Raw genomic sequence first — 13,048 nt, forward strand, 5'->3', positions numbered from 1 at the left:
CTGCTTTTATCGCATGCCGTCCCCGGACTTTTGAGGGGGGCCTTATCTGCAATCAGCCACACCTGCCAGCATTGTCATCCGATGGCGTACCGATATCGCAACGGATAGCCGCGTCAGTTTCGGGCTTTCTCCCGGTTCACTGTCGGAGACCGTCGACAGCACGTCGCTTGTGACGGAGCATGAGGTAAAACTCACCGGCCTTCAACCGGAAACGAAATATTATTACTCGATAGGCTCTTCGCAGATTGTGCTGCAAGGCGACGCCGGTAATTTTTTTCAAACCCCGCCGCCACCTGCCAAGGCCGGTAAGTATCGCATCGGGGCGTTAGGCGATTGCGGGAACAATTCCGCGAACCAGCTGGCCGTGCGGGACCGGCTGGCGGATTACCTCGGTCAGGATTATATGAATGCCTGGCTTTTGCTCGGAGACAATGCTTACGCCAACGGGAACGACACGGAATATCAAAGTGGTTTCTTCAATATTTACAAAGAGCGGTTTTTAAAACAGTCGCCGCTCTATCCATGTCCTGGAAACCACGATTATGCCAACAATGCGTCGCGCCAGGTTGACCACGCGGTTCCGTACTATGGTATTTTCACGGTCCCGACGGGCGGCGAGGCGGGGGGCACGGCATCGGGGACGAAGTCGTTCTATTCTTTTGATTATGGAAATATCCATTTTCTATCACTCGACTCCTATGGGAAAGAGGATGGCTCCATGAGATTATACGACACGCTCGGCAAGCAGGTACAATGGGTCAAAGCGGATCTGGCGGCCAATGTAAACAAGGATTGGGTCGTAGCCTACTGGCATCACCCGCCTTTTACCAAAGGTTCGCACGATTCGGACACCGAGGCCGAGCTGATGAAGATCAGGGAGAATTTTATCCGGATCCTCGAACGGAATGGCGTGGATCTCATTCTGTGCGGGCACAGCCACGATTACGAACGGTCGAAACTGATGAAAGGGCATTATGGCTCCGAAAATTCCTTCGATGCTTCGGTTCATAATATAAGCCAGTCGAACGGCAGGTATGATGGCTCGGCCGGGTCGTGTCCTTATATTAAAAAATCGCCGGAAAATGCGGGCACGGTTTACGTGGTGGCAGGCTCGGCTGGCCAGCTCGGCGCGACAACGCCGGGCTACCCGCATGACGCCCTGCCCATGGCGGATGCGCAACACGGCGGAGCCTTGCTTTTGCAAGTGGAAGGTAACCGGCTGGACGGTCAATGGATCGCATCCGACGGCGTTGTCCGAGACCAGTTTACGATCATGAAAGACGTCAATGCGAAGCAATCCCTTCAAATGCCGGAAGGCCAGGGTATTACGCTTAGGGCTTCCTACGTGGGCACGTATGCGTGGAGCACGGGCGATACGAATTGCGAAATTGTAGTAAATCCGTCTCAAAACACCGAATACATTGTGCATGACGAATATGCGTGCCTCTCCGACACGATCACGGTTGTTGTTACCGATCCGTTACCGGTACGGCTGACCAGTTTTTCGGGCTTTTGGGAAAACGGCGGCGTTACATTGCAATGGGGGACGAGCGAGGAAAACAATGCGAGTCACTTCGTGATCGAACGGTCGGCCGACGGGCGTCGTTTCGAATCGATCGGTAAGATCGCGGCCGCGGGCGAATCGCGGGAGACGAGGCATTATCATTACCAGGACGGGGGTGTTACGGGACGGTGGGGGAAGGTCTATTACCGACTGGTCGAGGTAGACCACGACGGCCGGAGGCAGGTCTCCCGTATCATTGCCGTACAAATGGACGTTCCGGATGACGGCCTGATCCGTGTTCAGCCTAATCCTTCGGGTGGAGGGAACGTCATTGTCGAAATAGCGGCGGGATTAGGAAATTGCGAGTTAATCCTGACGGATATCAGCGGGCATTTGCTTAAAAGAAGTAAAATAGTTTCTGAAAATAATCCGAATAAAGTCTCATTCGGAGCGCTGGCATCCGGTACATACATTATAACCCTGATTATTGGAGGTGATAGTATTTACGAAAAAATTGTTGTTCAATAAATTTCAACTGCCGGATAGATATACTCCACAAAATATCGCTAACTAGCGTATCAAGGTTTGAATGAACTGTATTCAAGCCAAAATTAACAATCAGATGCGCTATTCTTTCCATTTCCTTTTATTACTTACTGGTATTGCCTTTCAACTGGCCGGTTGCGATCGGAAGGGGAATCGGGTGACCATCTCGATTAACCACCGCCCGGCCGCCGGGGATACGGTGCGAATTTTCCGGGCCAATATGGTAAATCTGGATGATATCGAATTGGGGAAAGTGGTATTGGACAGCACCGGAAAAGGCGTAGCGCAATTTGAATTGAATGCCCCTGTTTTTGCCTACGCCCGCGCAGAACATTTGGCAACAGGCTTTTTTATCGAGCCGGGAAACGACGTGGCCATCGAGCCGCCGAAACCGAAAGGGACGTTATCTGTAAGCTACGAAGGCGACGGAGCGGCGGTTAACCAATTCATTAATGAAGCGGGCCAATTCAGGCATAACCTGGAAAAATGGAATGGGAAATATGCGATCCAGCTTGAAATGGATGAGTTTTTAAAAGCAAAAGACTCGTTGCAGCGAGGTTACGATCAATTGTTTAACAAGCTGAAATCAGAAGAAAAGGTATCGGGAGACTTGCTCGATTTGCTTGCCAGACATATCGAAATGAGTATGCTGTTATATCAATACAATTACGCATTGGGAAGAGATTCGTCGGAAATTCCCGACCCGGTCAGGCAGGTTGTAAATAAAATGCCGATCGACACCATTGCGTTGAAAACCGGGATGTACGACTATGCTTTGATCGCGTCATTTTTTTACCAGCACCATATCAATAATGCGATCTACGATAAAAACAAAGCGATGGACAGCGATTCCCTGGATGTAATTTTCCCATTGCTTGTAGAAGAAGAGATAAAGTCAAATAAATATCCCAAACAAATTGAAGACTTTCTTCGGGTGAAAAGTGCTGATTGCCAAATCAGGATGAACGGCCTTACGCCAAGTATGATCAAACTCGCTGAAAAACTTGAAAAAGAGATAGCGTCCGGGGAATTCAAAAGCGTAATACGCGAAGATATTGCACGATGGGGAAAGTTGGGCCCGGGGAAACCGGCGCCCGTATTTTCAGGCATAACGCCGGATGGAAAGACGGTGTCGTTGGCCGATCTGCGCGGGAAAATTGTTTACGTCGATATCTGGGCAACGTGGTGCGGTTATTGTATCGACGAGTTTCCGGATTCCAAAAAAGTACAGGCAGAGTTTCAAGGCAATGATCAGGTCGCATTTCTGTATGTGTCTGTCGACCGGGATACGCTGGCCTGGAAGAAAATGGTTGCGGCGGGCAAAGTCCCAGGGGGGGCTGCATATGCTCAATGGCCCGGATGCGCCTGAATCCATCTGGAATTTATACCACGTATGGGGTATTCCGCGCTATCTGCTGATCGACGCGCAGGGCCGGATGGTAGCAGCACACGCGGCGGGGCCGTCGTCCGGAGAAGTTCAGGCAGAACTGCGCAAGCTATTGACCGTAAGTCGTGTCGCGCAAAAATAAGCGTGGGTACCTAAGCCGGGCGAGCGGGCGCCAACCCCAACTCCGCCAATGCACGCGGAAAATTCCGCCCTTCATGCCCCGAGCGACTGAGTTTGACCAATGCAAACCGTTCAAGGATATCGAGCCGCATCCATTGGCTGGCGGAAATGGCCGGGCAGTTCCATTCCTGCGTTCGCTCGTGCACCTCCGCGGGAACGTCCGCGTAGAGCCACGAAGGGTCGAGGTTTTTTAGCAGACCAGGTACTGTGTTCGTGTATTTCCAAACCAGTTCGTTCACGTAATCGGTATAGATTTCGATTTCCGGCCCCGTGTGGCACGGCATTTCCGCCAGCAGGTCTTTTTCGTCGTAATTGAGTCTGGCCCAGTCCGCAAGTTGCAGTTTCACGCGGCAGGTGTCGAGCTTGTAGCGCACGATCATCGGAATGCAGCGCAGGCTGCCGACAAAGTCGCTTTCGAATGCGAAGAAACGGGTTTCGATGGCGGGTGTCGCTGTCATGGTCAGGCTGGTTCGAGGTTGGATGATCGGGTTAATTCGACGGCCAGGAAAACGGCTTTGCCGTTGTCGCAGGTAGGGCAGCAGTAGCCGGCCGGAAGGTCTTCGAAGGCGGTCCCGGGTGGGATATCGCCGAGGATGTCGCCAAACTCGGGATCATAAATGGTCAGGCAATCGGGGCATTGGTGCACCATCTTTGCCGGTTTGACGGCCGCTTTGGCTTCGTCGGGCTCGGACAGCATAGTTTTCAGAGTATCCCTCGATCGCTGATTGTTAAACCGCCTGCAAAGACGTTCCAGCTGGGCAGGCAAATGTATTTTAAACAAGCCCCTTTCAAACAGCACCAGCGCGCGGCTGTTTGGGTTGAAGTTTTCGGTATAATAAAGGTCGTAAACGCTGAACAATGGAAGCTGTCCAATCCGCAGCAATGGCCGTTTACGAATGAGTATCGAGCCGAATACCTCGGATTTAGGGCGGGTCTGGATGCCGAAGCAAAGCCCGAAAGTGCGGGTGTCGTTTTTGGAAAAATAGCGGATCAGCTCGTTCTTTAGCCGGGCGCCGTCGCCGTTATGGTCTTCGGTCTGCCAGGCAAGCTCGTTAGCGGCATGGCGGACATTGATATTGTGCTTTCCGAGAACATTGCTCCACGCCTCGCGGTATTGGTCTTCTATTCCCTTGATAACTAATGACTTCCATGGTGTTGAGCAAATTTCTCCCACCCTGGTTTTAAGGCACAATGCGCACACATCGAGCAGGAATTCAATCGAAAATTCCTCGTCGCGCCGGTAAAGCCCGAGCCAAGTGCGCGATTCGTAGCGGTTGAAACCTTCGTAATAGGGCAGGGAAAAGGAAGGCAACTCCAACTCCTGCTGTGAGGGTTGGAAAACATAGCGAATGCGTTCGCTCACTGCCGTTTTCAAGGCATTTTCGTCATTCAGGCCCTCTTCCAACATGCATTCTTCCACCACTTTCGACAGCCGTCCTATTTCGTTGGTGTAGATCAGGTCATCCCATTTGAAAACCGTGTTGGTTTGCTTCAAACGCACATACAAATACCAGAAATGGGGCTCGGGCGAGGAAATGAAATTGAGATTACCCGTAAAAAAGGGTGTAAAGCTCTGATTGGAATCCGAAATGTTGACTTTCAGGCCCGGCTTCCAGCTGGGTTCGAAATCGAAACTATCGAGCACCGAATGGTACTCGCTCGCATTGAGCCATTGCCCTGTCCGGAAAACTTCTTCGCCGCAATAAGAACTCACGATATTAGGCCGGCGGTCGGTATTGACCTCGTAAAAAATACTCAGGTTTTTGAAATCACTTTCCAGAAACCGCATATCCTCGTAATGCACGGTCATCAGCAACTGCTGCCGCGACCCAAAACGGACTTTCCGGACATTCGCATTCCACGCCGCCAAAAGAATGTCTTTCAGGTGCCCCGGCGAAGCAATTCCCCCGGGCAGGTTGATTTTGATGTGGTAGTAATCGCGCATCGTGTATTACGGTTTTGTGGTCGGGTGGAGTCAGGTATTGTCAGGTGTAGTCAGGTGTTGTCAAGTGTGGTCAAGTGTAGTCAATTGTGGTCAGGTGTAGTCAAGAATGGTCAAGTGTAGTCAGGAATGGTCAAGTGTAGTCAGGTCGCCACCAAATTTGCTTCCAACGCTTTTTCAAGTATCGACCTCACCTCCGGCCGGCAAGAGCCGCAGCCGGTTCCGGCGCCTGTTGTCTGGCAGAGCTTTTGGAAATCGCCGCAGCCACCGGCAATGGCTTTTTCGAGGTTTCCTTGTCCTACATTGTTACAAGAGCATACCAGTTTGCCCGTCATCGGTTCTACCTTCTGGCTTGCGCGCAGGAGTTGCAAACGCTTTTCGGAAAGCTCCACGCCGCCCGCGATCAGGTCGCGGAATTCGAGAAATTCGTTTTTGTCGCCGATCAGAATCGCACCCACAAGCTTGTCGCGGTGCACGATGCATTTCTTATAGTAACGCTTCGATTTATCGATAAATACGATCTGCTCGTAAGCGGGATCGTTGGCCGGGGCGTCGGTCATGCCGATGCTGCAAAGGTGTAAGCCCTCCATTTTCAGGATATTCATCGATGTGCTGCCTTTGTAAGGTTGCGAAATGTCGCCGGCGAGGTAGTTGGCGATTACTTCCGCCTGTTGCTCGGCGGCGAGGGTAATGCCCCACATTTGGCCATTCCATTCGGCAATTTCTCCCGCCGAGTAAATATCAGGGTCGGAGGTTTGCATATAGTCGTTCACGACCACGCCACGTTTGCATTCCAAGCCTGCTTCTTTGGCGAGATCGATGGTCGGGACGGTGCCTATTGCCAGTACAACCACCTGGCAGTCGATCTTCCGTCCCGATTTGAGCCTGATTCCTTCCACGGTATCCGAACCCGAGAAGGTAGCCACCTCGTCATTGAAATAACATTCGATACCCCGGTCGAGCAGCTCCTGGTAAAGCAGCTCGCTGGCCAGCGGGTCGAGCTGGCGTTCCATAAACCGGCCGCTGCGCTGGATGACGGTCACTTTCACATCCATTTCTCGGAATGCCGCCGCCAATTCCAGCCCCAAAATGCCGCCGCCGACAATCACCGCGTGCGGGTCGGGTTGTTTCAAAAACGGTAGGAGTGAGTCTGCATCGAGGCGCGAGCGCATGTTGAATATGCCGGGCAGATTGGGCACGCCCTTGGGCATAAATGCCTTGCTGCCCGTGCCGAGAATAAGCTTGTCGTAATAGTGCTCGGTGCCGTTGCTGTCGGTGACGGTTTTGTGTTTCCGGTCGATATGCACGATGCTTACGCCTTTGTGGACAGTAATGCGGTTTTCGGCGAACTGGTCTTCACGCAGCTTCACGAGCTGTTCCCAGGTTTGCGAGCCGCTGATATAGTCGGGTAGCATTACCCGGTTATAGAACGGATATATTTCTTTGGAAAAAACATGGATCTCATCGTCGGCATTCAGCTGGCGGTAGGAATTGATAAAGCCCAGCCCGGCCGATCCGGCGCCGATGATGATGATTTTTTCAAACGGTTTTTGATATAATGCGACTTGAACCGCGGAGAACTTGAAATCGGGTTCTTTGGATTTCGGATCAACCAGCGTGCTGGTGAGGTTGTTGGCCCGTACCAGGGTGCTACCCAATATTTTGCCCCAATGCATAGGTAAGAAGCACAAGCCTTTGCGCACATCCGTGGTAATCTGCGCCTTTACGCGCACCTCCCCGCGACGGCTGCTTACCGTGACGAGGCTGCCTTCCAAAATGCCGCGTTCATACGCGTCTTCAGGGTGTATTTGCAAGAAAGGTTGGGGGATGTGTTTGTTCAATTTCGCAACGCGGCCCGTTTTGGTCATCGTGTGCCACTGGTCACGAATCCTTCCGTTGGTTAAAACCAACGGGAATTGATGGTCGGTGGGTTCGGAATTGTTGTCGTCGGGGACGGCGTGGATTTTTGCTCTTTTGTCGGGTGTATAGAATTGATGGTCGGTGAAGAGGCGTTTCGTGCCATGCCCGCCGGATGGCACACCACCGGCCGCGGCGCTGATATGTGCCGGCTCCCTCTGACTGCCGACTGCCGACTGCCGATGGCCGATTGCCGGAAACGGCCATTGTACGCTGCGTTTTTCTTTCAGCAAATGGTGGCTTACACCGGTAACGTCGATCGTTGTTCCCTTCGTAACCTTCACATATTCATCGTAAACCTCGGAAGTGGTTTTGTAATTAAATGCTTTTTCAAAGCCCATTTTCTTCGCAAAACGCCAGAGGATTTCTGAGTCGGGCAGGGCTTCTCCCGGTGCGTCGAGCACTTTGGGAAGGTAGGTAATGCGACGTTCGGCATTGGTCATGGTGCCGTCCTTTTCGAGCCATGCGGCTGCCGGTAGTACCACATCGGCGAAATGCACAGTATCGGCGCGGTTGGAAACGTCCTGAACGACCACGAAACGTGATTTTTTCAATGCGCTCTCCACGGCATTCATATCCGGCATGCTCACCAGCGGGTTGGTATTGATGATCCAGATCGCTTTCAGTTTGTCGTCGGCGAGTGCCTCGAACATTTCGGTGGCGGTGAGGCCGGGTTTGTCGGCAATGCGGACAGGCGTGTTCCAGAACTGCTCCATTTCCTCGCGGTGTTCGGTATTCACGACTTCCCGGTGACCTGGAAGAATATTGGCAAGGCCGCCTGTTTCCCGGCCGCCCATGGCATTCGGCTGGCCGGTGAGCGAGAATGGCCCATTACCCGGTTTGCCAATTTTGCCGGTAATTAAATGCAGATTGATAAGCGAAAGGTTTTTGTTTACCCCGATTACCGATTGGTTCAAACCCATTGTCCAAAATGACAAAAAGCCTTTCGAACGGCCGACCCATTCGGCGGCTAAGGCAATGTCGGCGGAAGGAACACCACAAATGTCGGCCGCTTCCGCCAAAGTGCGCTGCATTACTTGTAGCCGGAATAATTCGAAACCATCGGTGTGGTCTGTAATAAACCGCTCATCGAGATAATCATTTTCGACCAGCAAACGGCCGATCGCGTTGTTGAGGACAATGTCGGTGCCTGGGCGGATCTGCAAATGCAGGTCGGCCGAGCGGGCGGTGTCGGTCACGCGCGGGTCCACGCAGATAATTCTGGTATCCGGGTTCGCCGCTTTGTGCGCTTCGACGCGCCGCCAGATAATGGGATGGCACCAGGCCGGGTTAGCGCCGGTCACGTACATGACATCGGCCGCCTCGATGTCGTCGTAGCAAACCGGAACGCTATCCTCGCCCAGCGACAGCTTGTACCCGACCACCGCCGAGCTCATGCACAAGCGGGAGTTGGTATCGATGTTATTGGACCCGATGAAACCTTTGATCAGCTTGTTTACCAGGTAGTACTCTTCCGTGAGGCATTGACCGGAGACATAGAATGCTACCGAATCGGGTCCAAATTTTTTGATTAATGCTTTAAAAACCGCCGCTGTGCGTTCAAGGGCCTCGTCCCAGGTCGCGCGCTGCAAAGGCATCGATCGGTTCAGCCTCACTTGTGGGTAAAGCAGGCGATCCGACTGGTCCATGACCGTGTAATGCAGGTTCATGCCCTTGGAACACAGCATTCCCTTGTTCGAAGGATGCTCTTTATCCCCTTCCAGGCTCAGCTGGCCATTGCTTTCTTTCGTCACCACGACCCCGCAGCCTACGCCGCAGTAACAGCAGGTCGATTTGTAGGAATTGGGGGCTGGTTTCATGTTTAATGAGTGAATGATTGAATGACTGAATGACTAGAACTGGTATTAATATCGATCTTTCTTTTTTTCTTTTGCTTTGGATCCCCGGGTTAAAACCCGGGGCAAGGGGATTTTTTATTTGCTAGCAGCAGCCATCTATTGCAGTTGACTTTAGTCAACTGAGATTGAGCTTGGATTTCAAATTCAATTTCAATGGAGATTGCAATTGAATTTGAAATCTATTTTGCGATGCCATTATGCCTCTACCGGCTCCAATTGGCCGCTTTCCGCTGCGATTGTCTGTGCTTTTTCGAAATTGATCAATGCAACGATGGCAGCCACACAAGCAATGGCAACCCCGATGTACATAAATGCCTGCGAGTAACTGATTGAAGTCGATTTGAACAGGAAACCCGCGAGTACCGCGCCCACGTTACCGCCCGCACCTACGATACCGCTTACGGAACCGATCGCTTTCTGATTAATGAAAGGAACAATCGCATAAGTAGCGCCATTGGCCATTTTCAAGAACATCGCGAAGCAAAGCATCGTGATCACCGCGCCTACAATGCTGCCGCTTTGCGCGAACAATGCGATGCCGATTCCTTCCAGTACCAGCAGCAATGCGAGCAGGCGTCCTTTGCCCAGCATTCCCCATTTGTTGCCCACTTTGTCGGCCACGATACCGCCTACGGCGCGGGCGAAGATGTTCATGAAACCGAACGTTCCGGCGAGGATACCCGCGGTTGCGAGCGAAGTATTGAAGTTTTCGGAGAAATACAATGCAGCCACATTGTCGAAAGTGATCTCGATACCGAAGCATGCCCCGTAAGCGAGGAACAGCGCCCAGGTGCGCGGGTCGCGCATGGCGATGCCCAATGTGCGTTTGGTTTTGGCAGCTTTCGGGTTTGCAACGGCAAGGTCTTCGAAGTTCCCTGCCGGAGTGTCTTTGGTAAAGAAGTAGTATACAAATGCGAAGATCAGCAATGCGGCTCCCGGGGTCACCATCGCAATCCTCCAGGCCGATTCGGGCAGATAGCCTGCGCCTACGAATGCGGCGAAAATTAATGGCATCACCATGTTCGTAATACCGCCGCCGAGGTTACCCCAGCCGCCGGCTACCGCGTTGGCCGTTCCGACGATCTTTTTGTCGAACATCACCGAGGTATGGTATTGCGTCACCACAAAAGAAGCGCCGATCACGCCGATGGCGAGGCGGAAAAGCAAAAAGCCTTCGTATGAATTTACCAAACCGACCGTCATGACCGGGATCGAGCCGAGGCCCAGCAATGCGGTGTACGTTTTACGCGGTCCCCACGAGTCGCAAAGTTTCCCGATCGCGATGCGGGCAATCACCGTCGCCGCTACGGAAGCGATGATAATGTTACCGATCTGCGGCTTAGTCAATCCCAGGTCGGTTTTGATGACGGTCATCAGCGGGGCCAGTCCGAACCATCCGAAAAAACAAAGGAAGAACGCCATCCAGGTCAGGTGGAAGGTACGCATTTGCACGCCCTTGAAGCTGAAAATATTGAGTTTTTCAAGCGGCTTATTGGTCGTTTCCATAGTAATAAGAGTTTGAAAGTGATGGTTATGACAGACTTATTTCAGGAATTCGGGCTTGATATTGATCATCAGGTAAGCCCAGTTGGACATTTTCTGCGGATTTTTCACGCCTTTCACCTGCGCGAGGCTGTTGGTCGAGAAAAAGGTGCAGTAGCCGCCCTGGAAGCTGATGGTCTTCGTGAGATTGTAGTTGGCGATAATATCGAGCTCTTCGCCGAAGCTGGATGAAAGTTTCTGATTGTCAGCTACACGCACTGCGGCTGCGCTGGCGAAATGATGCAGGTCGGTGTTGATCGAAAGCTTTTCAGAGGCTTTGATGGTCGTATTGATGTAAAAATCCGAAAGCCCGCCCTTGCCGAAGCCGTTAGCGGCATAGAAGTAATCCATTTGTCCCCAAAACTTGTGCGGCGTGCCGTAAAGCGGGTCGAATGTGTGGTTCTTGGCCGAACCGGTAGCTGTGCCGGAGGTGTAGTCGAAGCCGGGACCAATGGAAAATACCCGGTTCATCGCATACATCCCCCGGACAGAATACATATAAGCGCTTAGCGACGCACCGTCTTTATCTTTACCGGTCTGATAAAAAGCATTGGCCGTCACAGTCCAGTTTTTGCCCAGTCTGGTTTGGAGGTAAGGCCCGAAAGTAATCCGGCTCCGCACGCCGTTGGTCAGTTTCTTCACGCCGGCCGTATCCAGTATATATTTCTGAAAATCGTCCTTTACAATGAGGAAAGAGGCATTTCCCTGTTTTAATTTTTTGCCCAAAAACAGAAATTGCAGCGACTTGTACATTGTCCCGATGCCGTTAGTTCCGGCTGTGTAGCCTACGGGCACGCCATCATATAAAGTACCGGTTTTGAGCTCACGGTTTTGGTTATACGCGACTCCCAGATGTGCGGTAAAGCCATTGAAACCGTACTTGATCAAGGCCGCATCGTGGCGCCGCGCCTGTTGCAGCCAGTCGAGGTTACCGAGTACACGGCTGTCGTCATAGAGCAGTTCCTGCCGCCCGATTTTTAATGCGAACTCTTTACCCAGCTTTGTCTGGTTGGTATCCAGCAAGCTGATCTCCCCCCCAGGCTTCGTGCAGCATCAACCCATTCATCGCTGAATTGGTAATGCGGTTGTTGGTGGAAGCATCCTGTCCCCAAACACGTACATCCTGCACGGCAATGAAAAACTGCGTCCGGTAACCCTTGTAGCCGGCATTCAGCCGGGTACGCTGGGAAGTGAAAAAGGCCGGCTTTTCGCCCTTGGAAAGCATAGCGCCTTGTCCGTCAAGCAACTCCGTCCGGGTCCGTAGTTGGCCCGAAAGGCTGAACTGCGCCAATGTCCGCGTCGGCGCAAGCAAGCCGGTCGCGGTAATACCCAGCAAAAGGAGGTAAACAGCTTTTCTCATTGTGATTATGTTTAGGTTGGAGTGAAAGCAAGCGGTTCAAAAAGCCATCTGCATGTTTTGCAGGTATTCCAATGCATAAGCCGGGCTAAGGGCCACTACTTCGCCCATCACCATGATCGCCGGCGTACCGATGCCGCTCTCGCGTACGAGACGGGGCATCTCCCAAACCTGTCCGACCACACTCTTCTCGTCTGGCCTGGTGCCGTTCTGAATCACGGCCATCGGCAAATGTCCGCGTCCGAAGTGTTTGTATAATGCGCAAATCTCTTCCAGTTTATTCAAACCCATTAAAACAATGACCGTCGCTCTCGACTGAGCTGCCAGCCGGAGATCGTCCGAGAGTTCGCCGTTCTGCGTTGTGCCGGTAATCACCCAAAAGCTCTCGCTTACCCCGCGGCGGGTAACCGGTACACCGAGTGAAGCCGGAACTGCGATGCTGCTGGAAATGCCTGGTACCATTTCGCAAACGATGTCGTGGTCCTGCGCATATTCGATCTCCTCATGCCCGCGGCCGAACACGAAAGGGTCGCCGCCTTTGAGCCGTACGACATGACCGCGCTTGCGGGCGAGGCGGACGATCAGGCCGTTGATCTCGTCCTGCGAGAAGGAAGGGTTCCCCACTTTCTTACCTACATACATCTTCAATGCGTGGGCTGGTGCAAATTCCAGGAATGCGGCGTTGGCGAGCTCGTCGTACAGCACCACATCTGCGGATTGCAATGCGTGCATGCCTTTGAGTGTGATCAGTTCGCTGTCGCCAGGACCGGCTCCTACCAGTGTCAGTTTCGCTTCCATCTCTTATATATAATAG

At 52.5% G+C, this 13,048-nt stretch carries 10 protein-coding genes; 3 read left to right on the top strand and 7 right to left on the bottom strand.

All coding sequences use genetic code 11. The features are described 5' to 3' along the window. Window positions 1–94: 94 nt before the first annotated feature. The 3 genes from ABV298_RS23190 to ABV298_RS23200 all read left to right on the top strand — a co-directional run bounded on the left by ABV298_RS23190 (window position 95) and on the right by ABV298_RS23200 (window position 3,579). Entirely contained in the window at window positions 95–2,032 is a 1,938-nt protein-coding gene (locus ABV298_RS23190; RefSeq protein ID WP_353723231.1) for a metallophosphoesterase, read from the top strand. 94 nt (window positions 2,033–2,126) lie between these two features. After that, window positions 2,127–3,419, top strand: coding sequence for a TlpA disulfide reductase family protein (locus ABV298_RS23195; RefSeq protein WP_353718534.1), 1,293 nt, complete (start codon window positions 2,127–2,129; stop codon window positions 3,417–3,419). Further along, the gene (locus ABV298_RS23200) at window positions 3,394–3,579 is read left to right on the top strand and encodes a hypothetical protein (protein WP_353718535.1); all 186 of its coding nucleotides are present in this window, start codon (window positions 3,394–3,396) and stop codon (window positions 3,577–3,579) included. Before ABV298_RS23195 ends, ABV298_RS23200 begins: the two co-directional genes overlap by 26 nt. Window positions 3,580–3,589: 10 nt before the next feature. Here ABV298_RS23200 and ABV298_RS23205 read toward each other — a convergent pair whose 3' ends face one another. The 7 genes from ABV298_RS23205 to cobA form a co-directional block, all read right to left on the bottom strand. Then, window positions 3,590–4,075 (bottom strand): nitrate reductase associated protein, encoded by a 486-nt coding sequence (locus tag ABV298_RS23205; protein ID WP_353718536.1) that lies wholly within the window; start codon window positions 4,073–4,075, stop codon window positions 3,590–3,592. A gap of 2 nt (window positions 4,076–4,077) precedes the next feature. Next, window positions 4,078–5,562, bottom strand: coding sequence for a rubredoxin (locus ABV298_RS23210; RefSeq protein WP_353718537.1), 1,485 nt, complete (start codon window positions 5,560–5,562; stop codon window positions 4,078–4,080). 140 nt (window positions 5,563–5,702) lie between these two features. Beyond that, window positions 5,703–9,296 (bottom strand): molybdopterin-dependent oxidoreductase, encoded by a 3,594-nt coding sequence (locus tag ABV298_RS23215; RefSeq protein WP_353718538.1) that lies wholly within the window; start codon window positions 9,294–9,296, stop codon window positions 5,703–5,705. A 234-nt stretch (window positions 9,297–9,530) separates the two neighbouring features. After that, on the bottom strand, window positions 9,531–10,841 hold the full coding sequence (locus tag ABV298_RS23220) for a NarK family nitrate/nitrite MFS transporter (protein WP_353718539.1): 1,311 nt from the start codon (window positions 10,839–10,841) through the stop codon (window positions 9,531–9,533). A 36-nt stretch (window positions 10,842–10,877) separates the two neighbouring features. Beyond that, complete coding sequence (locus tag ABV298_RS23225) at window positions 10,878–11,900, bottom strand: alginate export family protein (protein ID WP_353718540.1); 1,023 nt, start codon at window positions 11,898–11,900, stop codon at window positions 10,878–10,880. Then, window positions 11,869–12,237 (bottom strand): hypothetical protein, encoded by a 369-nt coding sequence (locus tag ABV298_RS23230; protein WP_353718541.1) that lies wholly within the window; start codon window positions 12,235–12,237, stop codon window positions 11,869–11,871. The genes ABV298_RS23225 and ABV298_RS23230 overlap by 32 nt, the downstream gene beginning before the upstream one ends. 36 nt (window positions 12,238–12,273) lie before the next feature. After that, window positions 12,274–13,032: a uroporphyrinogen-III C-methyltransferase gene (gene cobA, locus ABV298_RS23235; protein WP_353718542.1), complete on the bottom strand. Its 759-nt coding sequence runs from the start codon at window positions 13,030–13,032 to the stop codon at window positions 12,274–12,276. Between the last annotated feature and the right edge of the window lie 16 nt (window positions 13,033–13,048).

It is taken from the genome of Dyadobacter sp. 676 (assembly GCF_040448675.1).
GTDB lineage: Bacteria > Bacteroidota > Bacteroidia > Cytophagales > Spirosomataceae > Dyadobacter.

Coding starts and splice junctions, on each gene's coding strand:
- ABV298_RS23195 (WP_353718534.1), top strand. CDS start 2,127: ATGCGCTATTCTTTCCATTTCCTTTTATTACTTACTGGTATTGCCTTT.
- ABV298_RS23200 (WP_353718535.1), top strand. CDS start 3,394: ATGCTCAATGGCCCGGATGCGCCTGAATCCATCTGGAATTTATACCAC.
- ABV298_RS23205 (WP_353718536.1), bottom strand. CDS start 4,075: ATGACAGCGACACCCGCCATCGAAACCCGTTTCTTCGCATTCGAAAGC.
- ABV298_RS23210 (WP_353718537.1), bottom strand. CDS start 5,562: ATGCGCGATTACTACCACATCAAAATCAACCTGCCCGGGGGAATTGCT.
- ABV298_RS23215 (WP_353718538.1), bottom strand. CDS start 9,296: ATGAAACCAGCCCCCAATTCCTACAAATCGACCTGCTGTTACTGCGGC.
- ABV298_RS23220 (WP_353718539.1), bottom strand. CDS start 10,841: ATGGAAACGACCAATAAGCCGCTTGAAAAACTCAATATTTTCAGCTTC.
- ABV298_RS23230 (WP_353718541.1), bottom strand. CDS start 12,237: ATGAGAAAAGCTGTTTACCTCCTTTTGCTGGGTATTACCGCGACCGGC.
- cobA (WP_353718542.1), bottom strand. CDS start 13,032: ATGGAAGCGAAACTGACACTGGTAGGAGCCGGTCCTGGCGACAGCGAA.